The sequence below is a fragment of the Stenotrophomonas sp. YJH_SMC_106-19 genome, assembly GCF_059368375.1.
Genome location: NZ_JCAFRQ010000002.1, coordinates 230,210 through 253,253, shown reverse-complemented (window position 1 = coordinate 253,253; position 23,044 = coordinate 230,210). Strand labels below are relative to the sequence as shown.

Annotated in this window: 20 protein-coding genes; 7 read left to right on the top strand and 13 right to left on the bottom strand. The window is 65.9% G+C overall.

All coding sequences use genetic code 11. The features are described 5' to 3' along the window. The first annotated feature begins 46 nt into the window (after positions 1-46). Entirely contained in the window at positions 47-625 is a 579-nt protein-coding gene (locus tag AC5P5M_RS08675) for a superoxide dismutase (RefSeq protein ID WP_476341991.1), read from the top strand. 58 nt (positions 626-683) lie between these two features. Here AC5P5M_RS08675 and AC5P5M_RS08670 read toward each other — a convergent pair whose 3' ends face one another. From AC5P5M_RS08670 to purE, 3 genes are all read right to left on the bottom strand, one after another. Continuing rightward, positions 684-1,025, bottom strand: a complete 342-nt coding sequence (locus AC5P5M_RS08670) for a carboxymuconolactone decarboxylase family protein (RefSeq protein WP_049467531.1) — start codon at positions 1,023-1,025, stop codon at positions 684-686. 97 nt (positions 1,026-1,122) lie between these two features. After that, positions 1,123-2,268 carry a 5-(carboxyamino)imidazole ribonucleotide synthase gene (locus AC5P5M_RS08665; RefSeq protein WP_495205772.1) on the bottom strand — a complete coding sequence of 382 codons (1,146 nt, stop codon included), beginning with the start codon at positions 2,266-2,268 and terminating at the stop codon, positions 1,123-1,125. Next, positions 2,265-2,768 (bottom strand): 5-(carboxyamino)imidazole ribonucleotide mutase, encoded by a 504-nt coding sequence (purE, locus tag AC5P5M_RS08660; RefSeq protein ID WP_053516607.1) that lies wholly within the window; start codon positions 2,766-2,768, stop codon positions 2,265-2,267. Before purE ends, AC5P5M_RS08665 begins: the two co-directional genes overlap by 4 nt. Positions 2,769-2,826: 58 nt before the next feature. Between purE and AC5P5M_RS08655 the strand changes: the two genes are divergently transcribed. The 4 genes from AC5P5M_RS08655 (at position 2,827) to AC5P5M_RS08640 (ending at position 5,518) form a co-directional block, all read left to right on the top strand. Then, complete coding sequence (locus AC5P5M_RS08655) at positions 2,827-3,096, top strand: Trm112 family protein (RefSeq protein ID WP_049402738.1); 270 nt, start codon at positions 2,827-2,829, stop codon at positions 3,094-3,096. Beyond that, positions 3,093-3,944 carry a carboxylating nicotinate-nucleotide diphosphorylase gene (nadC, locus tag AC5P5M_RS08650; RefSeq protein WP_495205771.1) on the top strand — a complete coding sequence of 284 codons (852 nt, stop codon included), beginning with the start codon at positions 3,093-3,095 and terminating at the stop codon, positions 3,942-3,944. The genes AC5P5M_RS08655 and nadC overlap by 4 nt, the downstream gene beginning before the upstream one ends. Before the next feature lie 168 nt (positions 3,945-4,112). Further along, entirely contained in the window at positions 4,113-5,099 is a 987-nt protein-coding gene (locus tag AC5P5M_RS08645; protein ID WP_053516604.1) for a DUF2272 domain-containing protein, read from the top strand. 68 nt (positions 5,100-5,167) lie between these two features. Next, positions 5,168-5,518 (top strand): DUF3301 domain-containing protein, encoded by a 351-nt coding sequence (locus AC5P5M_RS08640; protein WP_053516603.1) that lies wholly within the window; start codon positions 5,168-5,170, stop codon positions 5,516-5,518. Positions 5,519-6,451: 933 nt separating this feature from the next. Here the strand turns inward: AC5P5M_RS08640 and AC5P5M_RS08635 are convergent. The 7 genes from AC5P5M_RS08635 to AC5P5M_RS08605 form a co-directional block, all read right to left on the bottom strand. Further along, on the bottom strand, positions 6,452-6,904 hold the full coding sequence (locus tag AC5P5M_RS08635; protein ID WP_053516602.1) for a ClpXP protease specificity-enhancing factor: 453 nt from the start codon (positions 6,902-6,904) through the stop codon (positions 6,452-6,454). Positions 6,905-6,989: 85 nt separating this feature from the next. Further along, positions 6,990-7,625, bottom strand: coding sequence for a glutathione S-transferase N-terminal domain-containing protein (locus AC5P5M_RS08630; protein ID WP_053516601.1), 636 nt, complete (start codon positions 7,623-7,625; stop codon positions 6,990-6,992). Between the two features lie 134 nt (positions 7,626-7,759). Continuing rightward, positions 7,760-8,509, bottom strand: coding sequence for a cytochrome c1 (locus AC5P5M_RS08625; protein ID WP_476342002.1), 750 nt, complete (start codon positions 8,507-8,509; stop codon positions 7,760-7,762). Further along, on the bottom strand, positions 8,502-9,761 hold the full coding sequence (locus AC5P5M_RS08620) for a cytochrome b (protein ID WP_053516598.1): 1,260 nt from the start codon (positions 9,759-9,761) through the stop codon (positions 8,502-8,504). The genes AC5P5M_RS08625 and AC5P5M_RS08620 overlap by 8 nt, the downstream gene beginning before the upstream one ends. Then, complete coding sequence (gene petA / locus AC5P5M_RS08615) at positions 9,761-10,381, bottom strand: ubiquinol-cytochrome c reductase iron-sulfur subunit (protein WP_053516597.1); 621 nt, start codon at positions 10,379-10,381, stop codon at positions 9,761-9,763. Before petA ends, AC5P5M_RS08620 begins: the two co-directional genes overlap by 1 nt. 189 nt (positions 10,382-10,570) lie before the next feature. Further along, on the bottom strand, positions 10,571-11,488 hold the full coding sequence (locus AC5P5M_RS08610; RefSeq protein ID WP_481526588.1) for a lytic transglycosylase domain-containing protein: 918 nt from the start codon (positions 11,486-11,488) through the stop codon (positions 10,571-10,573). Positions 11,489-11,534: 46 nt separating this feature from the next. Continuing rightward, entirely contained in the window at positions 11,535-12,503 is a 969-nt protein-coding gene (locus tag AC5P5M_RS08605; protein ID WP_495205770.1) for a helix-turn-helix transcriptional regulator, read from the bottom strand. A gap of 81 nt (positions 12,504-12,584) precedes the next feature. Here AC5P5M_RS08605 and AC5P5M_RS08600 point away from each other — a divergent pair, with 81 nt between their 5' ends. Beyond that, positions 12,585-13,205 (top strand): glutathione S-transferase family protein, encoded by a 621-nt coding sequence (locus AC5P5M_RS08600; protein ID WP_065176221.1) that lies wholly within the window; start codon positions 12,585-12,587, stop codon positions 13,203-13,205. Between the two features lie 133 nt (positions 13,206-13,338). Further along, positions 13,339-14,760: a tRNA (N6-isopentenyl adenosine(37)-C2)-methylthiotransferase MiaB gene (gene miaB / locus AC5P5M_RS08595; RefSeq protein WP_065176220.1), complete on the top strand. Its 1,422-nt coding sequence runs from the start codon at positions 13,339-13,341 to the stop codon at positions 14,758-14,760. 244 nt (positions 14,761-15,004) lie between these two features. On the opposite strand, the gene AC5P5M_RS08590 is transcribed toward miaB, so the two are convergent. From AC5P5M_RS08590 to AC5P5M_RS08580, 3 genes are read right to left on the bottom strand one after another with little or no spacing between them, the layout of a single operon-like run. Further along, on the bottom strand, positions 15,005-16,552 hold the full coding sequence (locus AC5P5M_RS08590) for a hypothetical protein (RefSeq protein ID WP_495205769.1): 1,548 nt from the start codon (positions 16,550-16,552) through the stop codon (positions 15,005-15,007). Then, the gene (locus AC5P5M_RS08585; protein ID WP_495205768.1) at positions 16,549-19,860 is read right to left on the bottom strand and encodes a phospholipase D-like domain-containing protein; all 3,312 of its coding nucleotides are present in this window, start codon (positions 19,858-19,860) and stop codon (positions 16,549-16,551) included. Before AC5P5M_RS08585 ends, AC5P5M_RS08590 begins: the two co-directional genes overlap by 4 nt. Before the next feature lie 2 nt (positions 19,861-19,862). Beyond that, positions 19,863-23,042: a type VI secretion system Vgr family protein gene (locus tag AC5P5M_RS08580; RefSeq protein ID WP_495205767.1), complete on the bottom strand. Its 3,180-nt coding sequence runs from the start codon at positions 23,040-23,042 to the stop codon at positions 19,863-19,865. Positions 23,043-23,044: the final 2 nt, after the last annotated feature.

The following is a 23,044-nucleotide window of genomic DNA, read 5'->3' as shown; positions in this document are numbered from 1 at the left end:
GCGGATGGAACCGGCTGCCGCCGCCCCTCTGTCCACGAACCTGTCCATGCCCGTCGAACTGCCTGCCCTGCCCTACCTGTCCGGCTCCCTGCAGCCTCATCTTTCCGCGCAGACCGTGGAACTGCATCACGGCGCGCACCATCGTGCCTACGTCGATGCGGTCAATGCCGGGATCCGCGGCACCGAATGGGAAGAGGCCTCGCTGGAGGAGATCGTCTGCCATGCCCAGGGCGCCCTGTTCGACGCCGCGGCCCAGGCCTGGAACCACGGCTTCTATTGGCAGTGCCTGCGCCCGCGCGGCGGCGGTGAGCCACAGGGACGGCTGGGCGAACTGGTCAAGCGCCAGTTCGGCGACGTGCAGCGCCTGCGCGAGGAGTTCAACCGCACCGCGCTGGGCCTGTTCGGCTCCGGCTGGGTGTGGCTGGTGCAGCATCCCGGCGGCCAGCTTGGCATCCAGGCCACCCGCAACGCCGGCACCCCGCTGACCGGCGACAGCGCGCCGCTGCTGTGCTGTGACGTGTGGGAACACGCGTACTACACCGACTACCAGAATGACCGTACACGCTACCTGGAGGCGTTCTGGCAGCTGGCCAACTGGGAATTCGCCGAGAGCCGGCTGCGCTGAGAGCATCCGCCGGGCGCGGCCCGGCAGCACCGGGCCATGCCTGGCGACACGGTGGGCATCACGCGCTCTCGTGCGCCGCCACCGCATCCATGACCCGGGCCGAGTACACCAGTGCCGCGCCGGCGTTGAGCGAAACCGCCACCCCGAGCGCCTCGGCGATCTCCTCGCGGCTGGCACCCTGCTTGAGTGCGGCATCGACGTGCACCGTGATGCAGCCGTCGCAACGGGTGGTCACGGCGACCGCCAGCGCGATCAGCTCGCGGGTTTTTGCATCGAGATGATTGGTCTGGGCACCGGCATTGGCCAGAGTGGCGTAGCCCTTGATGGTATCCGGCGAGAGCTTGCCGATCTCGCCGATACGGCCCTTCAGTTCCTTGCGGTATGCGTTCCAGTCGAGCATGACGATGACTCCGGGAAAAGAAGCCTCACGCTATCACCCTGGACGATGCGCCGATGCGTGCATCGGCGCGCCACAGCGTTGCGCTTCCGCGTCGCGGTCAACCGCGCAGCGCCCGCACGGCCGGTGCGACCTGCAGCTGGCGCCCCAGTGCCTCGCCCACCTGTTCCAGCGCCGAGGCCAGTGCGCCGGCCTGCTCGTCGCGCAACGTGGCGTGGCCCACCTTGCGGCCTTCGCGGGGCTGCTTTCCATAGTCGTGCCAGTGGCCGCCGGCCTGGGCCAGCACCGGCGCCGGGTCCGGCATCTCGCCCAGCCAGTTGAGCATGCAGGCGTGGCCGAGCATGCGGGTACTGCCCAGCGGCAGGCCCAGCACGGCGCGAAGATGATTCTCGAACTGCGAGGTCTCGCTGCCTTCGATGGTCCAATGGCCGGAGTTGTGCACGCGCGGCGCCATCTCGTTGGCCAGCAGTTCGCCGTCCCGGCAGAACAGCTCCAGAGCGAACACGCCCACGTACTGCAGATGCTCGGCCAGCCGTCGGGCATAGCCGATGGCGGCATCCTGTTCGGCGGCCGACAGCACAGCAGGCGCCACACTGGCCGAAAGCACGCCATCCACATGCCAGTTGCCGGTCACCGGCCAGGCCTGGAAACCGCCGTCACGGCCGCGCACGGCCACCACGCTGACCTCGCGCTGGAAAGCCACGAAGCCCTCCAGGATCAGGCCGGTGCGCTCGACCTGGGCGCCCAGGGCCTGCCAGGCAGCGTCGATGTCGGCTTCGCTGCGCAACCGGAACTGGCCCTTGCCGTCATAGCCGAGGCGCCGGGTCTTGAGGATGCACGGCAGGCCGAACGCGGTCGCCTTCGCGGCGAGCTCCTCGCGGCTGCGGATATCGGCGAACGGTGGCAGCGGAATGCCCAGCTGCTGGAACAGCGTCTTCTCGCTCAGGCGGTCCTGCGCTACAGCCAGCGCTGCGGGCGGCGGATACACCGGCACCCGCTCGGCCAGCCACTGCGCACTGTCCGCGGGCACATTCTCGAAGTCGAACGTCACTACATCGACTTTGGCGGCGAAGTCCGCCAGCGCCTGGCGGTCATCGAAGGCACCGACGATGAGCGGTGCCAGCGGCCCGCTGCAGGCGTCCGCCGCCGGATCGTACAGTTCGAAGCGCAGTCCCAGCGGCGCACCGGCCAGGACCATCATGCGGGCCAGCTGGCCGCCGCCGAGGATGCCGACAGTCAGGTTCATTGGCGCGGGTCGTCGTGGGCCATCACATCTTCGGTCTGGCGCGTGCGGAAGGCATCCAGCGCCTGGCCGATGGCCGGCTGGTCGCTGGCCAGCATCGCGGCGGCGAACAGCGCGGCGTTGGAGGCACCCGCATTGCCGATGGCGAAGGTAGCCACCGGAATGCCGGCCGGCATCTGCACGATCGACAGCAGCGAGTCCATGCCATTGAGCGCCTTGGACTGCACCGGCACGCCCAGCACCGGAACCGCGGTCTTGGCCGCGATCATGCCGGGCAGATGCGCGGCACCGCCGGCGCCGGCAATGATCGCGCGCAGGCCACGTCCGCCCGCCTGTTCGGCATAGCTGAACAACACATCCGGCGTCCGATGGGCGGACACCACCTTCACTTCAAACGGAACACCCAGGGCCTCAAGCTTCTGGGCGGCGTGCTGCATGGTTTCCCAGTCGGAGCGGGAACCCATGACGATGCCGACGAGCGGCGCGTTCGGATTGGGGGTCATTGGCCGTCACCTGCCTTAAAGACGTATTCTAGCCGTCTTCCACGCAAGACGAAGAACCATGGATCGCAAGCTGCTCGACCTGCTGGTGTCGCCGGACACCCGCCAGCCCTTGTCCCTGCTGGATGGCAAGGGCCTGGAAGCCCTCAACAAGGCGATTTCCGTCGGCGCGGTGAACAAGGCCGACGGCAACCCGCTGGCACAGCCGCTGCGCGAGGCCCTGGTCACCCGTGACCGCAAGCAGGTGTTCCGGGTCGACGACGGCATCCCGGTGCTGCTGGCCGAGGAGGCCATTCCAACCGCGCAGATCGCTGACTTCCCGGCCGCATGAGCATGCTGCCGACGCCGGATGCGGCCGTCGTCGCCGCCGATGTCGCCCGCGCGCTGGCGGAGGATCTGGGCAGCGGCGACGTCACCGCCGCCCTGCTGCCCGACCAGACTGACAGCGCCTACCTGCTGTGCAAACAGGATGCGGTGATTGCCGGCCGGCCGTGGTTCGATGCCACCCACCGCGCGCTCGACCCGGACGTGCGCATTGAATGGCGCATCGCCGAAGGCGAGTCCGTCACTGCCGGTACGGTACTTGCACTGCTGCACGGCCGCAGCCGCAGCCTGGTCAGCGCCGAGCGCACGTCGCTGAACTTCCTGCAGACCCTGTCCGGCACCGCTACCACCACGGCGCGCTACGTGGCCGCCGTGGCCGGCACCGGCACGCGCATTCTCGACACCCGCAAGACCCTGCCCGGCCTGCGCCTTGCACAGAAATACGCAGTGCGCTGCGGAGGCGGGGAAAACCATCGTTTCGGCCTGTACGACACGGTGATGCTGAAAGAAAACCATATCCGTGCCGCCGGTTCGCTGGCCGCTGCGGTGGCGTCCGCGCGTCGGCAATGGCCACGGTTGCCGCTGGTGGTCGAGGTCGAAGACCTGAACCAGCTCCGTCAGGCGCTGGAGTCCGGCTGCGAGCGCATCCTGCTCGATGATTTCAGCCCCGACCTGCGCCGTGAAGCCGTACGCATCACCGCCGGCCGCATTCCGCTGGAGGTGTCGGGCAGCGTCGGCCTTGGCGGCCTGCGCTCGATCGCGGAGGACGGCGTGGACTGCATCTCCATCGGCGGCCTGACCAAGCATGTACAGGCCATCGATCTGTCACTGAAGCTGGGCCCACCGCCGGGTTGAGGCCCGGTAACGCCTGACGCAACCGCGTTGCCCGCCGGGCATGGCCCGGCGCTACCGGACGCGTCATGCATTGTGGAGCGCCCGGCCATGACCGGCCGACATTGACGGATCCACCCGGCGTTCACGACGGCGCTGCGACGCTGCGCGCATCCCCCACTGGAGCCGCGCATGCGCCGGATGCTGTTGCCTGCCTGTCTGCTGCTCGCGTCAATGCCCTTGTCCGCCGCAGCGGCCGAGGCCTGTGATGTCCCGCCGCGCTTCGGCCTGAGCCCCTTGGCCATTGCCATCCGCAACGCGGCGTGCAACGAGCATCGGCTGTGGTTCCGCCCCTTCATCGACCGCGATGGCCGCGCCGCCAGCCTCAGCGTCACGGAAGCCGAGAACGAGCATCTGGCCGACAACGGCCTGATTGCCTGGCAGCGCGTCTCCCACTACTGGCGTGACAGCGGCACGCTCAACGCCATGGGCAGCATCGCCGGTGCCAGCAGTTGTGCCGCGCCACTGGGCTCGCGCTATACCGACAGCGACTGCCGTGCCTTCCTGATCGACAATCCCTGGTCGGCTGCCTTCATTTCCTGGGTGATGGTGCGTGCCGGTGTCCCCGGCTTCAACACCTCGCCGCGCCACATCGACTACATCCGTGCTGCCTACCAGGGTGGCCCTTCCGGCGTGCCTTACCGGCTGGCCGATCCAGCCACGGCTAAGCCGGCCCCCGGTGATCTTCTGTGCTTCCTGCGCGACCGCAGCACCACGCTCAGCTACAGCGGACTGGTACAGGCGCTTGGCAATGGCTCGGTCGGCCATTGGAAGTCGCACTGCGAAGTGGTGGTCGCGGCCAATCTCGGCGGTGACCAGACCTTGTACCTGGTAGGCGGCAACGTCATGAACACCGTGGCGATGCGGCTGCTGCCGCTGGATCGGACCGGACTGATCCAGTTGCCTGCGGCCCGCGAACGCGACAGCACCGGCATCGAGCCCAGCTGCACGCCGGGGCGCGAGGACGAATGCAGTTTCAACCGCCAGGACTGGGCCGCACTGCTGCAGCTGACTGCGACCGCGCCGTTGATCGCACCGGCACCGGCAGCGGCAACGCCACCGATGACCACAGCGCCCGCAGTGCAGCCGGCTTCCGGTGATCCGCAGCGGATGAACTGAATCTTCTGCTTGATCCAGCAGGCATTCGCCGCCATCTTTGCCGCATCGACACCCGACGCCCTGGAACCATGCCCACCCTGCTGCTGTTGCTGATTGCCGGCGCCATCGTCTACTTCTTCTGGAACGCTGCCCGCTCCGCCGCCGAGCGCGCGGTCGAGCTGGGACGCAACGCCTGCCGCGCCGCCAATGTGCAGTGGCTGGACCAGGCGGTGCATGCCACCGGCCTGCGCCTGTCGCGCGGCGAGGATGGCCGGCTCGGTTTCGAGCGCACCTTCAAGTTCGAATATTCCTACGATGGCATCGATCGCCATGTGGGCCGGATGGTGTTGCGCGGCGATCAGCTGGTGTCGTTCACCGGCCCGGGCGCGGCGCGGATCAGCCAGATCCGGCCGGATGTGGACGATGCCGAGGATGTCTGAGATTCGAGCAATGCAGAGCGCGTGACCGATCCTTCCCGGGCCACCTCTTCCCCGTCCTTTGAAATGGGGGCAGCGCCCTCTGCGCCTTCTGCGGAAATGCGGGCGAGTAGGCGAAAACGCAATTTTTCACGTTGATAATCGCATACCCCCGTGTTAGAACCTGAGGCGAGCGAGCTTCTGGAATCCCTCGGCAACTGGCACCCTATTCAGTTGATTTCGCTCGCCTTGGCGGCGATCTGCTAGCGATCTACCGCCCACTCTCGAAAGACTCGACTGCGTAACAGGCACATCAAGGAGAGATGTTGATGTCAATGATTCTCAATCAGCAGCTACGGAAAGGTGCAAGCTGGATTCGCGTGGGATTGATCGCCACATTCTTAGTGGTTATTTCTTCGTTTGCGCCGAGCGCGTTCGCTGGGCAATGGGTGCAAACGGGACGGGCATTCCATCTGGACTCGGAAGGAATAGCCCCATACGCGGTGTTCTGGACGAATTACTGCCACGGCGGCGTAGCAGGACCAACTGGCGTTTACACCTATGGGGAGACTGGACCCGAGGGCTACGGGTCATGCCCTACTGACGTAAGCACCGGCTGGGCGGCAAACATCGGGTCCCACGTCGGCTACTGCCGCCCGGATCCCGAAAGCATGGGTGGTGGGTACTCCTGCGAGGAGCGCACCTACACTATTGTCGGCCAACCCCAACTTCCAGGAACATTGCCCTCCTCCTGCAGTGTCCCCGGGACCTACGCATTGACCTACTTTCGTCGGGCAGAACTGGTCTACTTTGGAAGCGGCGATAATCCCAACGACTACTACGACCGAGTCTTGGAAACCTCGCTCGAGTACTACTGCCAATAGATTTCAAATCTGACAATTGAATGGAGTCGGCGATTGACCTCGCCGACATCCGTTTGCGCATCCGAATTCTGAACTACTTGACCACGCGCAGGTTCGGCCGGCCCTTCGGCGGCGGTCCTGCCGGCGGCGTATCCTCCGGCGGCGTGTCGTCGTCATGCAGCACTTCGTCGCCGGTCGACGCCGGTTCGCTGCCCGGAATGTCATCCGGCAGTGCCATGCCCTGCCCGGTCTCGCGGGCGTAGACGGCCAGCACGGCGCTGATCGGCACCTGCACCGGGTAGCTGGTACCGGAGAAGCGCGCCGAGAAGCTCACCATCTCGTTGTCGATCATCAGGCGCACTACCGCGCGTTCGGCGATGTTGAGCACCACTCTGCCATCCTTGACCGCCGAAGGCGGCACCTGCACGCCGGGGACGCCGGCGTCGACCAGGATGTGCGGGGTCAGCTGGTTGTCATTGATCCATTCCACCAGTGCCCGCAGCAGGTACGGGCGGTGGCTGGTCATGTGGAAGAAGTCTTCGGTCATGCGTGAAGTGTACGCGCCCGACGCCCCGACCGGGGCGGATCGCCTGCACGCCGGTCGGCGTGCAGACGGGAAAGCAGCGGCCGGCTCAGACGGGCAGGTCGCGCAGCTTCTTTTCCTGCTCGGTCAGGCTGCGCACGAACCCCGGGTGGCGGAAGATGCGGTTGCCGTAATCCTCGATGGCCTTGCCGTCCTTCGGCAACGGCACATCCAGTGACTGCAGGCGCCAGATGATCGGCGCCATCGCGCAGTCGGCCAGGCTCATTTCCGGGTTCAGGAAGAACTTGCTGGCCTTGAACAGCGGCAGCGACGCGGTCAGCAACTCCTTCAAGCGCTTGCGCCCGGCCTCGGCCTGGGTCTTGTTGCCCAGCTGGATGGCCTGCACCTGCGGCACCCAGTCGTGCTCGATGCGCAGCATCGCCAGGCGGATGCGTGCACGTGACAGCGGATCGACCGGCATCAGCGGCGGATGCGGATAGCGCTCGTCAAGGTATTCGCTCACCACCGAAGCGGCGTACAGCACCAGTTCGCGCTCGACCAGGGTCGGCACCGAATGGTACGGATTGAGGTCGATCAGGTCTTCGGGCGGATTCTGCGGATCGACCGCAACGAAATCGAACGTCACACCCTTGGCCGCAAGGACCAGGCGCACACGGTGGCACAGTACATCGTCGTTCGAGGAAAACAGCGTCAGTGTATTGCGCATGCGTACGCTCGCCGCCATCAAAGGCTCTCCTACGACAGGAGACCGCCTGCCGCATCGGCGCCGCCAGCACCGTGCCGGCGGTCGACTTCTCCCCGAGTGTGCAACCGACCATCACAAAAGCCAATAGGCCCAGCCAACGGCCGGCGGCAGAATCAGTGAACGTCCTTCCAGTATTCCTTCTTCAGCAGGTACACCAGGAAGGTCAACATGGCCAGGAACAGGATCACCCACACGCCCAGCTGCTGCCGCTTGAGCGCGGCCGGTTCGCCGGCGTATTCGAGGAAGTTGGTGATGTCCCGCACGGCCTGGTCGTACTGGCCGGCATCAACCGAGCCGGGGCTGTCGATGCGCAGCCCGGTCACCGGCGGGTCCATGCCTGGCCCTTCGGCCTTGCCGTGCACGGCATGCTGCAGGCCCTGCATTTCCCAGAGCGGGTTGGGCATGGAGGCGTTGGCGAACAACGCGTTGTTCCAGCCCAGCGGGCGGCTGCTGTCGAGATAGAACGACTTGAGGTAGGTGTAGACCCAGTCGCTGCCCCGCACACGCGAGATCAGGCTCAGGTCCGGCGGCATCTTGCCGAACCACTTCTCGGCCTGCTCCTTGGGCATCGCCACCGGCACCGGATCGCCGATTGCCGCACCGGTGAAGTTGAGGTTGTTCATCACCTCTTCCTCGGTCAGCCCCAGGTCCTGCGCCATCCGCGAGTAGCGCAGGTACTTCAGCGCGTGGCAGCTGGAGCAGTAGTTCATGTACAGCTGCGCGCCGCGCTGCAGCGATGCGCGGTCACCGAGGTCGTTGCCGGCCTGCAGCAGCTTGGTGCCGCCTTCGGCAGCGGTGGCCAGGAAACTGCCCAGCATCAGGGCGGCCGCGAGGGCCAGCCGGACCATCCAGCGCTCAGTCATGCGTGGTCACCCTCTCCGGTACCGGCTTGGTCTTGTCCAGCCTTGTCCATAGCGGCATGGTGATGAAGAACGCGAAGTACAGGAAGGTCAGCACCCGCCCGATGTAGGTCTCGTGCACGTCGGTACCCGGACCGGAGCCGATCACGCCCAGCCACACGAAGCACACGGCCAGCATGCCCAGCATCACCTTCGAGATCCAGCCGCGGTAACGCACCGACTTCACCCGCGCCTTGTCCAGCCAGGGCACCAGGAACAGGATGGCGATCGCCGAGAACATCACCAGCACGCCACCGAGCTTGTTCGGCACCACGCGCAGCATCGCGTAGTACGGGGTGTAGTACCACACCGGTTTGATGTGTTCCGGGGTCACCAGCCGGTTGGCCTCGGTGAAGTTGTCGTGCTCCAGGAACAGGCCACCAAAGCCGGGGGCGAAGAAGATGATGAAGGCGGCGATGATCAGCAGGAAGCCGGCGCCGACGCCATCCTTGAGCGTGTAGTAAGGATGGAAGGGAATGCCATCGGCCGGTGCATTGGGCGACCAGCGGTTGCCCTTGGGCCCCTTCTTGATCTCCACGCCATCCGGGTTGTTGGACCCCACTTCATGCAGCGCGCCCAGGTGCAGCACCACCAGCAGCAGCAGCACCAGAGGCAGTGCGATCACGTGCAGCGCGAAGAAGCGGTTGAGCGTGGCATCGCTGGGCAGGTAATCGCCCATGATCCACTCGGTCAGGCCATTGCCGATCACCGGAATCGCGCCGAACAGCGAGATGATCACCTTGGCGCCCCAGAACGACATCTGGCCCCACGGCAGCACGTAGCCCATGAAGGCCTCGGCCATCAGCACCAGGTAGATCAGCATGCCCAGGATCCACACCAGCTCGCGCGGTTTCTGGTAACTGCCATACAGCAGCCCGCGGAACATGTGCAGGTAGACCACGATGAAGAACAGCGATGCACCGGTGGAGTGCATGTAACGGATCAGCCAGCCCCACTCGACATCACGCATGATGTATTCGATGGAGCCGAAGGCCTCCGCCGCGCTGGTCTTGTAGTGCATCGTCAGGAAGATGCCGGTGACGATCTGGTTGACCAGCACCAGCAGCGCCAGTGAACCGAAGTAGTACCAGATGTTGAAGTTCTTCGGCGCGTAGTACTCGCTGACGTGCTTGCGGTAGATCGGCATCAGCCCCGGCGCGCGGGCGTTGACCCAGTCGGCGACGCCTGTCGCGGTACGGCTCAGGATATTGGCCATCAGGCTGCCCCCTCCGGATCGACACCGATGATGAGCGTGTTGTCGTCCTGGTAGTGGTGCGGTGGCACCAGCAGGTTGATCGGCGCCGGCACGTCCTTGAAGACGCGGCCGGACATGTCGAAGCGCGACTTGTGGCAGGGGCAGAAGTAGCCGCCCTTCCACTGCGGGTCATACGGTTCGGGGCGGATCTCGGCCACCATCTCCGGCGAGCAGCCCAGATGCGTGCACAGGCCGACCAGTACCGACACATCGGGCTTGATCGAGCGCAGCTCGGGATTCTGCTTGAGCACGTAGGCGGGCTGCTGGTCCTTCTCGCCGGACTCCGGGTCCTTGAGGCGGTCGTCGAGCCCATGCAGCGCGTCGAGGATCGCCTTGGACCGTTTGACGATCCAGATGGGCTGGCCGCGCCATTCCACGATCAGGCGCTGGCCTTCCTGCAGGGCACTGATATCGGCCACCACCGGTGCTCCCGCGAGCTTCGCGCGGGCACTGGGGTTCCACGATTTGATGAAAGGAACTGCGGTGAATCCGACGCCGACGGCGCCAACCACGGCTGTGGTGGCAGTAAGAAAACGCCGACGTCCGGTATTGACTGGATCGTGTACCCCATCGTTGGCCATCCGGCACTCCGATATTGATTAGGTAGCTTTAAGGCTGCCAGCGGTCTGGTGGGGGCCAGAGCCGCATTGAATCATGGGCGAGTGTAGCGGAACCGTTACGCGCCACACAACGCATTGCAACAACTCTTTGTACCGTGTGCCGACCGGCAGCCGGCGATGGGCCGTCAGTCGGCACCGGCACCGGCCGGACTACTGGTGACTCAAGGCACTGCGGTAACGCTCGGCCAGCTGGCCCACCCGACGCACGTAGTACTGGGTTTCGCTGTAAGGGGGCACGCCACCATGGCGGTCGACCGCACCTTCCCCGGCGTTGTAACCGGCGGCGGCCAGGGTGAGGTTGCCGTTGAATCGCTTCAGCAGCCACGACAGGTACTGCACGCCGCCACGGATGTTCTGGCCCGCATCGTAGGAATCACTGACCCCGAAGCGCGCGGCAGTCGGCGGCATCAGCTGCATCAGGCCCTGCGCACCGGCGCGGCTGAGTGCGGTCGGATTGTAGGCCGACTCGGCATGGATGATCGCCCGGACCACCGCCTCCTCCACGCCGAACTCGCGCGCGGCCGAAGCGATCTCGGTCTGGAACGCCGTCGTGTTCAGACGCACGGTGCCGAAGTCCACGCGCGGGTTGGCCCCGCAGGCGTAGCAGCGCTCCATGAAGCTGTAGCGGATGGTGCGCACCGGCCCCAGGTGGGCAACCTGGCTGGGCCGCGCACTGGTGTAGTGGCGCACCCCATCCTTCATATAGGAATAGACCTGGCCACTGACCATGCGCCCGGTGCGGGACGTGCCGGCAGCAACTGCCGGAGTCGAAGCAGGCACCGGTGCAGCCGGCACGGGCACGGCTGCACTGGCGGCCACCGCCACCGGATTGCGCTCGATGCTGGCCACGGTGGCCGGCACAGGCCTGGCAACAGTCGCTGCCGGGCGGGCCGGGCGGGCGGCCTCCCGGCTGTAGCTGATGGTGCTGCATTGGGCACCGGCCACACGCTTGCTCACATAGCTGGTGACCCCGTCTGCCCCCTGGCACTTGTACAGGGTGCCGGCGCTGGCCGGCGCAGCGGTCAGCGCAGCGATGATGATCGCCGTTGTCCCCAGTCTCCCCTTCATGGCCGCGAGTGTCCCAGCTTCGCCCCGCGTTGCCAAGCCGTGCGGCTCAGCCTGTGATGTCAGGCACAGCCAGCAGCTGCGCCAGCCCGCCCAGGCGCTGCGCCAGTTCCTGGCGCAGCGCCGGCGGCGTGGTCCACAGCTCCAGCGGCACCCGGTCGAGGCTGAGAATCTGCGCCAGCATCATGCCGCGGCTTTCGGCGCCCATGCGCAGCAGGCAGTGATCGGCACCATCGGCTTCGAGCACGCCACACCAGGGGGGAATGCGACCTTCCAGCTCGGTGTGGCTGCCGGCCAGGCGCAGCACCGCCTGCAGTGCGAACGGCGCCTGGCTGACCGCCTGCCGCACCATCACATCGGGCGGTGCGGGCGTGCGCCGATGCAGGCCGGGCTCGGCCAGCGCGCGCACCGCGCCCATCCGGTCCACCCGCAACGTGCGCCAGTCCTGGCGGCCCAGATCCCAGGCCAGCAGGTACCAGCGACGTCCGTAGTTGACCAGATGCTGGGCCTCGACCTCGCGCTGGGTCACCGCGTCCTGCGCGCTGCGGTACTCGAAGGCCAGCCGGGTTGCCTGGCGGCAATGCTGGGCCAGGCGCCCCAGCAGACGTGCATCGGTGGAAGGCAGATCCGACAGCGTCGCGGTGGCGGCGTGCACCTCGCCAGCCTGCTGGCGGCGGCGGGTCGGCACCAGTGGGTCGAGCTTGGACAGCAGACCGCGCGCGGTCTCGTCGATGCCGGCCACCGTGGCCGAGGCCGCACGCAGGGCGATGGCCAGGGTCGTCGCCTCCTCTTCGTCCAGCAGCATCGGCAGTACCGGTGCGCCCGCCCCCAGCTGATAGCCGCCCCCTACCCCGGCCGATGCCCTGACCGGATAGCCCAGCTCACGAAGGCGCTCGATGTCGCGGCGGATGCTGCGCCGTTCCACCCCCATGCGCTCGGCCAGTTCAGCCCCCGACCACTGTCGGCGGGCCTGCAGCAGGGCGATCAGGCGGAGCAGGCGATGAGCAGTATGGCGCATGAGAGATCGAGGACAGAAGTCGTCCGCAATAGTGCCCCAGCATGGGCCCCAGTTCACCCCTCTGCTGCAAGGAGCACTGCCATGACGTCCCGCCAGATCACCCTCTATCACGCTGCCCGTTCACGCTCGAGCGGCGCCGTGGCCCTGCTTGAAGCCCTGGGTGCCGACTACCGCCTGCATGTGCTGGACCTGAAAGCCGGCGCCAACCTGGCCCCGGCCTACCTGGCCATCAACCCGATGGGCAAAGTGCCGGCGATCCTCCATGAGGGCGCGCTGGTGACCGAGCAGGTGGCGATCTACCTGTACCTGGCCGATCTCTACCCCGAAGCCGGCCTGGCGCCGCCGATCGGCTCGCCGCTGCGCGGCCCCTACCTGCGCTGGATGGCGTTCTACGGCGCCTGTTTCGAGCCGGCGATGATCGACCGCGCGATGCGCCGCGACCCGCCCCCGCAGTCGATGTCGCCCTACAACGACGCCGAAACCGTCCTGCAGGTGATTGAGGCGCAGCTGGCGCAGGGGCCTTACCTGCTGGGTGAGGAAATGAGCGCCGCCGACGTGCTGTGGGGCAATGCCCTGAAATGGACCACCGACTTCGGGCTGGTGCAGCCCGCCCCCGCCACGGCGGACTACATCGCCCGGATGGGCGCACTGACGGCCTTCGACCGGTCGCGGCAGATCGACGCGGAGCTGATCGCGGCGTAAGGGCGCCCGCCGGGCACGGCCCGGCGCTACCGGGCGCGGCAGGGGCCGTGCCCCATGAGCGTGCACCGCGGCGGGAGGCGCAGGATGCGGGTAGAATTGCCCGCTTTCCCGCCACCCGAATGGATTAAGCGCCATGACCGGGACGCCAGACGTCTTTCCGCCCGCCACGCCGGGCGGCACCCCGCTCGTTGCCCTGCCCTCCGCTCCGCGCACGCCGGAGCAGATCAAGGGCAAGCTGTACATCAAGACCCACGGTTGCCAGATGAACGAGTACGACTCGGCCAAGATGGCCGACGTGCTCGCCGCCAGCGACGGCCTGGTGCTGACCGACACCCCGGAGGATGCCGACGTCATCCTGGTCAACACCTGTTCCATCCGCGAGAAGGCGCAGGAGAAGGTGTTCAGCCAGCTCGGCGTCTGGAAGGGGCTGAAGAACCAGGGCCGCGAGGTCATCATCGGCGTCGGTGGCTGTGTCGCTTCGCAGGAGGGCGAGGCCATCATCAAGCGCGCGCCGTTCGTGGACCTGGTGTTCGGCCCGCAGACCCTGCACCGGTTGCCGGAGCTGATCCGAGCGCGTCGCGAGCAGAAGCGACCGCAGGTGGACATCAGCTTCCCGGAAATCGAGAAGTTCGACCGCCTGCCGGAACCGCGCGCTGAAGGCGCGTCGGCGTTCGTGTCGATCATGGAAGGCTGCTCGAAGTACTGCTCGTTCTGCGTGGTGCCCTACACCCGCGGCACCGAAGTCAGCCGTCCATTCGAGGACGTGGTGGTGGAAGTGGCACAGCTGGCCGCGCAGGGCGTACGCGAGATCAACCTGCTCGGCCAGAACGTCAACGCCTACCGTGGCCCGTATGGCGATGGCGAGTTCGCCGATCTGGGCCTGTTGATCCGCACCATCGCCGAGATCGATGGCGTCGGCCGCATCCGCTTCACCACCTCACACCCGCTGGAGTTCAGCGACTCGCTGGTGGACGCGTTCCGCGATGTGCCGCAGCTGGCCAACTTCCTGCATCTGCCGGTGCAGGCCGGCAGCGACCGCGTCCTGTCGGCGATGAAGCGCGGCTACACCGCGCTGGAGTTCAAGTCGAAGATCCGCAAGCTGCGCGCGGTGCGCCCGGACATCTCGATCAGTTCGGACTTCATCGTCGGCTTCCCCGGCGAGACCGAGGCGGACTTCGAGAAGACCATGAAGCTGATCGAGGACATCGGCTTCGACCACAGTTTCTCCTTCATCTATTCGCGTCGTCCGGGCACTCCGGCCGCCGACCTGGAAGACACGCTCAGCGATGCCGAGAAGCACGCGCGGCTGTCGCGCCTGCAGGAGCGCATCAACGCGCACGCCGCCGGCATTTCCGCGAAGATGGTCGGCACCGTGCAGACGGTGCTGGTGGAAGGTCCTTCGCGCAAGAACCCGAACGAGCTGACCGGCAAGACCGAGAACATGCGCTCGGTGAACTTCCCGGCGCCGGCACGCCTGATCGGTCAGTTCGTGGATGTGGTGATCACCGAGGCATTAACCAATTCGCTGCGCGGGCGGGTGGTGACGGAAGGCTGATCGCCGGGGCGGGGGGAGCCATGTACGGCTTGCCCCCACACAGCAGTCGTGGTGATTTTCTCACCACGCCACGCATACCCTCTGTGCAGAAGGCTCTGCGTCACCTATCCACAGGTTGATTGCGCGTCGTTCCACAGTGATTGTGGAAAAGCGGTGGGTCTCAGGGGCGAGCCCGCCGCGCCTCGTTGCTGGCCGCAACCTTCGCTTAGCGGGTCTGCTCTGAGCCTCAGAAGGACGCACCGCGCTACTCGCTCAGGAATCCCAGCTTCGTCGTCCCGAATCCGTACCGGGTCTCCATCAGCTTCTTCACCGGTCCCATGCCCTCTATGATCATCCTGCCGTCCGGCGTCCCGCAGCGTGTGCCCACCTGCGTCCTGCCGTACTGCAGTTCGGCTTCACGACTGCGCTTGGGACGGGGATCGGGCTCCCACCAGGGGAAATGGGCATACGGCTTGTTGGTCGAGACTTCATGGCGCCAGCACACGAACGAGAGCGTCTCGTTGCCTGCTGCGTCATAGTCGTAGACGCGGTAGGAGCTGTAGCCGCTGGTCAGCGGCGTGAGCTTCAACACACCCTTCTCTGCGTATGCGCGCAGGTTCTCGGTGTAGCCACCACTACCGGGAACCGGGCCGAACAGGATCACCCGCGTGAGCCTGCCGTTTGCGTCGTAGTTTTCCTGGCGATTCAGATCCAGCGTGCGCCACTGGCGTTCGTGGGGCTGCTTGGCACCGGGCCCGAAGACCTCGAAGATCCGTCGATGCGAGCGATGGTAGTACTCCCGGACGCGGGTGTAGTCGGTGATACCCTCGAACAGCCCCTTGGCGATTTCTGGTGGCACACGCTCGCCAGGGAACCTGTACTTCAGCTTATCAGTGGGCTCTTGCCTGCGTTGCGCAAAGACAGCCGTGGCGTCCGACGGCGCCATGGAGAAGGAAGCACTTTCAATGCCACGAAGCCCACGCTTTTCACTGCCATGGAAGCGAATACCCACGATCCGCTTCAACTCAGCATCGTCGACATTGACGAAGCCACTCACAGTCCATGCACCATCGGTTGCCTCGGTTCCAAAGCCGGCGTCCTCGCGATTGGGATCCTCACCTGGCTTACGCGTGGCTTCCTTGATTACGTCAGAAGCCAGCGCCCCATCCGGCCGATAAGTAAAGTACCACGTCATTTTCCTCGAGGCCTTTTCACGTAGCTGCGAGCACGTGAAGTCCGGATGATCCGAAACACTCATCCCGGAACTCTGATTAGCCACCTCTATGCGACCATCACCATCATAGAGCGCACAGAAGGTTGTCGCCCTATGCCCTTCCGCGTCAGTTGCATGAATCGACGTCAATTGACCTGACCCGTCGTAATCAAGCTCCTGCGTCTTGTAAAGCTCGAAATATGGATACACGGGCCTCACCGCAGGATGCAGGCCCTCAGGAGGCGCTTCGCCAATCAACTTGGATTCCCGCCTTTTCCACTCTTCAACGCGGCATATTCGCTGCCCTTGCGCGTCCTTTTCCAAGTAGTAGACCGCACCACCATTCGAATCGAATGGCTCATTGTGCAGTTCAACCAGTTTAGGATAGAGATTGATCCGCACATAGGGCGCAACTTCGTTCGCACGACTAAGACTTGCGCTCAGCACCCCCTTGGGGCTTGGTCTGAACTTGATCACCAGGCTACCCCCCTGAGAAGTGTGCGACTTCCCGGTTGGTGAACTGCAGTCTGCCAACGCAGTGTGTGCAGCAGAAAAGACACCCAACGCCATCAACCATCTCAACAGATTATGCTCATTCATGCCTTTTCTCCGGATTTCCCTGGAATACCCCCATTCGAGTAACCAGATTCAATTGACCGACTCCTGTCGACAGGCACGGCAGCGATAATCTCGTTCGGCATCATGGCAGCAGGGTCGTCCATGCTGCTCCCCCACAGAAATGGCATCGTCACCCAGAACCCCTGAACACCGTAGTCCCCTAATGCCGTGTCTCGAAGGAAGTCCGTCGCCTTACGCACATCGTGCCGACCTACCGCACCGGTCACGTAGTTGCTTACAACGCTTGGCTCCAGCATGAACTCTGGCTGCAGGTCCGCCGGCTGCGCGTACAGGATGCGTTTGACGTGCCCTTTTTCACTCAGGCCTGCGGCGGGAAATCCATGAAGCACGGAGTCGTAGCGAGGGAATGAATCACGCGGCACATTGGTGAATACACGCTGATAAGCGGCGGAATTTGAATCGGCAATATTTCTGATACTTCTCCACGTCTCGGCACTTGCTGGCTTGTCCACCGTCAAAGTTGGCACGTTCTTGTTGAACCACGGGTAGTAGCCCTTGGTCAACTCGGAGAACGCGAAGTGCTGATTCTCCTTCTCCGGCAGCTCTTGAATCTCCTGCCCCAGAAACTTCCTCCACAGCTTCAACCGCAGCTCCCGCGCAAATGTTCGGGTTATTACCTGCACGCCGTTGCCCAGATCCATCCGCTTCGCCTCGCCATCAACGATCACCGCGGCGATCTCGGTATCACCCGTCCCCAGCAGACTGCGGTCATTGCAGTTCGCGCTGCCGATGATCGCCACCGCGTCATCAACGATCAGCAGCTTGGAATGCACATAGCACTGCTCAGTTACCACATACAGGGAGGGGCCATGCTCGGAGCCGATCGTGTGCGGCGGCGGATGATCGCTTCTGCGCGTTTCGGCCAGCACGCCGTAGCTGCGCAGATTCATCACCGACAGGTATTCCTTCCAGCGCCCGGCCTTGACCTCGGCCTGCAGGTCAGCCTCCTCCACGCTGGCCTCGCGGATGTCCTTGTCGCGTGCGATCAATGATCGGCAGATGCGCCGGATCAGGCTGTCGTCACCACGCAGCAGGGTCTGCTGCACCCAGTACTGCTGCTTCACCACGGCACCGTCTGCCAGGCTGCCCTCCGGGTGCACCGGCAGGGTGATGTACACATGGAAGCCTTGCCGGGCCAGGATCGCGCGGCGGATGCGCGCGGCCAGGGCGGCCACCAGCGGGTTGCTGGCCGCCGACTTCACTCCCTGCCTGCGTTCCACCACATCCTGCACGATGCCGGCCCTGCCTACCGGGCCGCTCATCCCCACGCCGCGCCCCACGTGACCAAGCTTCGCCTTTTCGGCATCCGTCGCATCCCGCCGCTCCCCGCCCTTCACTGCGGTTTCCACCACGCTGCCCGGATCCGCGTCGGACCAGCCGCAATCGGAAATGAGGAACTGCGTTTCCAGATAGATGTAGGCACTGGCCGATGCGATGCAGTTGACCATTGCGTCGAGAATGGAGTGCATCGGCTGCTCACGCTCCCAGTACGGCTGCAGGCAGCTGGCGTCGTCCAGGTTCAGGCCGAGTTCCCTGCACCCCTTCTTCTCCAGCGCATGCAGGGCGGTGCCCGAGGAACGCACGATCTGCACGCTGATCTTTCCCGCCGTGCCCGGCACCGTCAGGTCACCGAACACCGCCTGCATGCCCCCCATGGACTGCAGCCACTGATCGCTCAATGGCGTCAGTTCCATGCCACGCGCCAGGGTGGTCTGCTCGGGCAGCGCTGTGTCGAGCCATTCATTGGTCTTGCGAAGGCCAGTATTCAGACCCTTGCGCAGCAGCGAGCCGATGGTCCGGTCGCCGCGCTGGTTCTGCCAGACCATGGCATTCCAGCGGTGCATGAAGTTGCTGCAGATATCGAACACGGCCGGGCCCGCGATCTGCGCGTGCACGTCCTGCCAGGGCATGCGAGGCTGGCGGCCACTGTCGAGCAGCCGCTGGGTGCGATCAACTGGTGTATTGATCCACTGCACCAGCGATTCCCAGTCTTTCTTCGCCTTGTCGATCTTTGCTTCTATTTCGCTGAGTCGGCCTTCGATGTCCGCGCGCAGGCTGCGCGGATCGAGCAGGTAGCCCGCCGCTTTCTCTGCAGTCTGGAAGGGCCGCAGCGCTGCCGCCCGGATGTCGTTCTTCTGCTGGTCGAGCCAGCTGCCGAACTTCTTCGCCTGGATGGCGCTGAAGCCTGCCACCGCACGCCCTGCTGCGGCAGCCGCCTGGACCGGATTCAGTTTGATGGCTTCGTCGGCGGCACGGTTCGACGCGGCAATGACATCTGCATATTCCTTGCCGATCTCCTCCAGCGTCGTCTGGATGGCCAGGAACGTGCGTGCGACGGTGCGCTTGACCGCCATCCCCTCTTCCATTCCCGGAATGATCATCTCGGCGAGCTTGCGGATGCCTTCGCGCTCAAGCGCGTCGGGTACGCCCAGCTTGTCTGCATAGTCCTGCAGCTCCGCCAACGCGGCACCGGCATCCCACTGCGACTTCATCTGGTCCAGTGCGATGGCCATGCCGGGCACATACGCCTGTGCGAAGCCGGGACGAACACGGCCTGCCGCATCCGGGCTGGTATCGGGCTTGTCCAGCGTGAGCTCCGTCTCATCATCCGTCATGCTCCGATACTTGCTCAGGCAGTTGTTGTAATGGTCATTGATCACGTGCAGCGTCGGGTCGCAGACCACGTCGAAGTTGCCGTCGTCCCAACGGCCATGGGCGACGTCGAGTCCACCGACGAAGCCGATGCGTGCGTCCACCACCAGGATCTTCTGGTGGTGCGAGAAGGCGATGTTGAAGGCATCGGCGCGGCCGGTCGCCGGGTTGTGCAGGCCCACCTGGATCTGCCCGGGCGTCTTGTCATCCTGCATCTTGTACAGCGCCGTGCGTACCTCGTTCTCGTGGGTGTAGGCGGCCGCCTCCACGCTGTCGTAGAGCAGTACCCGCACATCCACGCCGCGCTGGTTGATAGCGTCGAACAGCAGCTCGCTCAGCCGCGCGGAGTGCGCGTCGCCGCGCGCGTCCATCTCGGTATCGAAGTTCATCTGCCAGTCGGCGATGAAGATGAACTTCTGCGCGCCGCGGATGGCATCGGCCATCGCCTTCATGGCCGAGCGCCCGTCGGTGAACGCGTCGACGCGGTTCCCGTGCCGCACCGGCGCGAACTGACGGTCCGGTGGTGCGTAGTAGTCGCCGCTGGTCGTGCCTTTCTGGCCATCCCTGCAGATGAGGGAGGCGCGCTCGACCCTGCCCCATGCGTTGGCGTCTGCCATGATCAGATCTCCTTGCGCCGGGCCGGGCTGGCGTCGATGTGGGACTGGAACTCGTACTCGGCGCGCTGCCGGTAGGCATGCAGTGCGGCATCGTCAGGCAGGTCGGCCAAACTCTTGCCATAGTTGATCGCCTCCAGCGTGTCCAGGGTTGCCCGCACCCCCGGGGAGCCGCTGTATGGCCGGGGCCGCTGCAGCGGGATCACGTCGATTCCGTGTACCAGGAACAGGCAGCCGGGATGGCGGCCTGCGTCACTCCAGATCCTCGCGCACAGCGCATCGTCCAGGCTGACATCGCCCTGTGCGTCGGCCTCACCTTCGGCCAGGGTCTCGGCCCAGCGTTCCGGCAGCAGGGCGCTGTCACGCTGCTCATCGTCCAGGGCGCGGTGCGTGCGCACGATCCTCCAGGGCTGCCCGCCCAGCGGCACACCCTGTGGGCCCGGGATGTCCTGCAGCCTGAAGGCAAGCTTCGGAACCTGCCCGTCCAGCGCGCTGGACGGCATGTCCGGCAGGGGACGGGTCAGCTGCGCCGGGCCGACGAAGGTGCGCTGCCCGGCCTGCACGGTCACCGTGCCGGGGCAGACCAGCACCAGGTTGCCATCTTCCAGCGCAATGCTGGCGCCACCGGCGGTGGCGATGTGCAGGGTGCGCGGTGCGGCAAGCTCCACAGCCCCTTGCCCGCTCGCTGCACGCACGGTGCTGCGCGCCTGCAGGTGGATCGTTTCGGACTGGGCCCGGATGTCCAGTACCTCCTGCCCAGCGACGATGGTCAATGCCGCATCACCGGCAAAGCTGCGGCCACTGGCCGCCAGCATGCCCACCGCCTGCGCCGCGTGCAGGCGCGCACCGCCGGCCACGTTGGCATCGGTGTGCCCGCCACTGGACAGTGCCACATTCCGGGCACCGCCCCAGTGCAGTGCCTGCCCGGCCACCATCATCAGACCGGCCTGCCCATGCAGGCCCAGGGTTGGCTGGCCGGTATGCGGAACATCGCCGGGCGCGGGGCGGCCCTCGTCATCGGCGCTGGCCTGCGCATAGGAAAGTCCGTTCACACTGGCCCGCGCAACCCGTTGCAGACCTGCCACGCCGGTGCTGTCCTCCCGTACTGCGTGGCTGTCCAAGCCAGCCGTGTCGTGCATCGTAGCCGCGCCATGGCTGGACGCGGCCAGGAGGGCGGCCTGCTGCAGCAGCGCGCCGGCCGCAGCCACTTCGCCTGCGGGTGACAGCGCAGCGTGGCCACGCGCGGTCAACCAGACGCCCCGTTCGGCACGCAGCGCGCCCCACGCGTCAGTGCGCAGTTCCGCGCCTTCTCCGCGCAGGGAACCACGATGGTTGTCAGCCATGTGCAGCAGATGACCAAGATTCAGCTCGCTGCTGGCGTGGCTGCTGGCCAGCTGCACGCGCAGCTGTGCGTCGGAATCATCGAAGGCCAGCCGGTTGTAACCCGTTCCGGACCATTCCCGTGACTGGATGCCCCATACCGCCCCGGCATGCCGGTGCTGATCCTGCCCCGGTGCCATCGCGTGCCAGACAGGCGCATGGCCGCCGGCCGCATTGCCCTGTGCGCTCGGGCGGGAGTCGGTGGCATGCCCGAACAGGCCGCCGCTTTCGTCTGCGGCCGCTGCTCCGGCCGGGGTGCGCGCAACGCCCGCCTCGCCACGACCGTTGTACAGCGCGCCCAGCACCAAGGGCTGATCGATGTTCCCGTCCAGAAAGCCGATCACCACCTCCTGGCCGACACGCGGCAGGAACTGTGCACCGACGCCCGGTCCAGCGTAGCGCTGCGCGACCCGCAGCCAACAGGTCGTACCGGCATCTGTGGCGTCCTGAAGATGCAGACGTACCCGTACCCGGCCCAGGTGATCGGCGTACAGCGCGGCATCATCACGGCCATCGCCAGCGATGACCGTAGCGGTCTGATGGCCTGGCGCGAGCGGCCGCGGGTGGATGCGTTCGCCGGTGCCATCGGCCAGCACGGGCCGCCACGGTCGATTCCGATCGACGGCGCGGAAGCGATTGGCATAACCCAGGGGCGCGTTTGTCTCCAGCGCCACGCCGGGCATGGCTGAACCGGCCTCAAGCCAGCGGGCCGGTGCCGCAGCGCGTGGTTGCTCCGCCCCCTGCGTGATCGGCGGCGGATTGCACCCGTAATGCAGTAGTTCGGTCGGCAGCAGGCTCGGCGTCGAACCAGCGCCCGCGGCCAGAACGCGGATGAAGCGACCGACCTGCAGGCTGCGTACGCTGCCTGCCGCCAGCCAGCCTGCACTGCCGGCCTCGTGCGCTTCAGCTGCTCGCCGCGCGCGACGATACCCCTCATCGGCGCCAGCCAGGGCGTGGGTGCCCACCGGCTCATAGACCTCGCGCGGGCTGCGCCCGGCGTCCTGCAGTGGCATCTGCGCATGTCGGACGGTGGCCGCCGGGCCATCGTCGGTGACAAGCGAGAGCCGGCTGCTGCCCAGCCGACGCCACCTGCCCAGCTGCTGCAGGGCATCTGCGCGCTCGGTGGCGTCGTCACGGTGGAAACGGATACCGCCGTCTCGGGCCGATTGTGGATTCTCAGGTTGCACGCTGCTGTCGGCGAACAGCACGAGCGTCAATCCGCCGCTGCTGTCGCTCTCGAACGTGCCCGCAATGCCTTCATCGGCCAACAGCCGCTGCACGAACTCAAGGTCCGGCTCCCGATACTGGATGCAGCAGTCGCGCACGGATGCGGCGGCCAGAGCGGCCAGGGCATCGTCGCTCCAGCGCCAGCGGGCCAGTCCGCTGTGCGTGCCGAACACGTCCTCGACGATGTCCCGCACGGTCCGCTGCTGATGGACACGGCTGCGCCGCGCATGCCGCAGGAACCACGTCCATGGCACGAGATGCAGCCGATAGCGCGCCAGACCGCCGTCTGCGCCAAGGAGGTGAGCGGCGGCGATGTAGCCGCAGCGATGGTGGTCCTGGCCATCATCGAGGCAGGTGACCAGCGCGGCGCTCAGTCCCGGCCAGTCTGCGCATGACAGGCCCGCATCCGGGTGCACGGCATCTACCCAGTAATCGAAACCGTTGACCAGGCTTTCGTGGCCCCACCACTGTTCGACGAACAAGGGAGGCAGGCCCTCAGCCTGCAGCCGATGCAGTTGCCCGTTCGACCCGAGCCCCGCCAGCGGCGCGTGCGCAGCTGCCGTATGTGAAACATCCATGA

Excerpts from the sequence above, each read along its gene's own strand:
- AC5P5M_RS08675 (WP_476341991.1), top strand. The coding sequence starts at position 47 with ATGCCCGTCGAACTGCCTGCCCTGCCCTACCTGTCCGGCTCCCTGCAG.
- AC5P5M_RS08670 (WP_049467531.1), bottom strand. The coding sequence starts at position 1,025 with ATGCTCGACTGGAACGCATACCGCAAGGAACTGAAGGGCCGTATCGGC.
- AC5P5M_RS08665 (WP_495205772.1), bottom strand. The coding sequence starts at position 2,268 with ATGAACCTGACTGTCGGCATCCTCGGCGGCGGCCAGCTGGCCCGCATG.
- purE (WP_053516607.1), bottom strand. The coding sequence starts at position 2,768 with ATGACCCCCAATCCGAACGCGCCGCTCGTCGGCATCGTCATGGGTTCC.
- AC5P5M_RS08655 (WP_049402738.1), top strand. The coding sequence starts at position 2,827 with ATGGATCGCAAGCTGCTCGACCTGCTGGTGTCGCCGGACACCCGCCAG.
- nadC (WP_495205771.1), top strand. The coding sequence starts at position 3,093 with ATGAGCATGCTGCCGACGCCGGATGCGGCCGTCGTCGCCGCCGATGTC.
- AC5P5M_RS08645 (WP_053516604.1), top strand. The coding sequence starts at position 4,113 with ATGCGCCGGATGCTGTTGCCTGCCTGTCTGCTGCTCGCGTCAATGCCC.
- AC5P5M_RS08640 (WP_053516603.1), top strand. The coding sequence starts at position 5,168 with ATGCCCACCCTGCTGCTGTTGCTGATTGCCGGCGCCATCGTCTACTTC.
- AC5P5M_RS08635 (WP_053516602.1), bottom strand. The coding sequence starts at position 6,904 with ATGACCGAAGACTTCTTCCACATGACCAGCCACCGCCCGTACCTGCTG.
- AC5P5M_RS08630 (WP_053516601.1), bottom strand. The coding sequence starts at position 7,625 with ATGGCGGCGAGCGTACGCATGCGCAATACACTGACGCTGTTTTCCTCG.
- AC5P5M_RS08625 (WP_476342002.1), bottom strand. The coding sequence starts at position 8,509 with ATGACTGAGCGCTGGATGGTCCGGCTGGCCCTCGCGGCCGCCCTGATG.
- AC5P5M_RS08620 (WP_053516598.1), bottom strand. The coding sequence starts at position 9,761 with ATGGCCAATATCCTGAGCCGTACCGCGACAGGCGTCGCCGACTGGGTC.
- petA (WP_053516597.1), bottom strand. The coding sequence starts at position 10,381 with ATGGCCAACGATGGGGTACACGATCCAGTCAATACCGGACGTCGGCGT.
- AC5P5M_RS08610 (WP_481526588.1), bottom strand. The coding sequence starts at position 11,488 with ATGAAGGGGAGACTGGGGACAACGGCGATCATCATCGCTGCGCTGACC.
- AC5P5M_RS08605 (WP_495205770.1), bottom strand. The coding sequence starts at position 12,503 with ATGCGCCATACTGCTCATCGCCTGCTCCGCCTGATCGCCCTGCTGCAG.
- AC5P5M_RS08600 (WP_065176221.1), top strand. The coding sequence starts at position 12,585 with ATGACGTCCCGCCAGATCACCCTCTATCACGCTGCCCGTTCACGCTCG.
- miaB (WP_065176220.1), top strand. The coding sequence starts at position 13,339 with ATGACCGGGACGCCAGACGTCTTTCCGCCCGCCACGCCGGGCGGCACC.
- AC5P5M_RS08590 (WP_495205769.1), bottom strand. The coding sequence starts at position 16,552 with ATGAATGAGCATAATCTGTTGAGATGGTTGATGGCGTTGGGTGTCTTT.
- AC5P5M_RS08585 (WP_495205768.1), bottom strand. The coding sequence starts at position 19,860 with ATGGCAGACGCCAACGCATGGGGCAGGGTCGAGCGCGCCTCCCTCATC.
- AC5P5M_RS08580 (WP_495205767.1), bottom strand. The coding sequence starts at position 23,042 with ATGGATGTTTCACATACGGCAGCTGCGCACGCGCCGCTGGCGGGGCTC.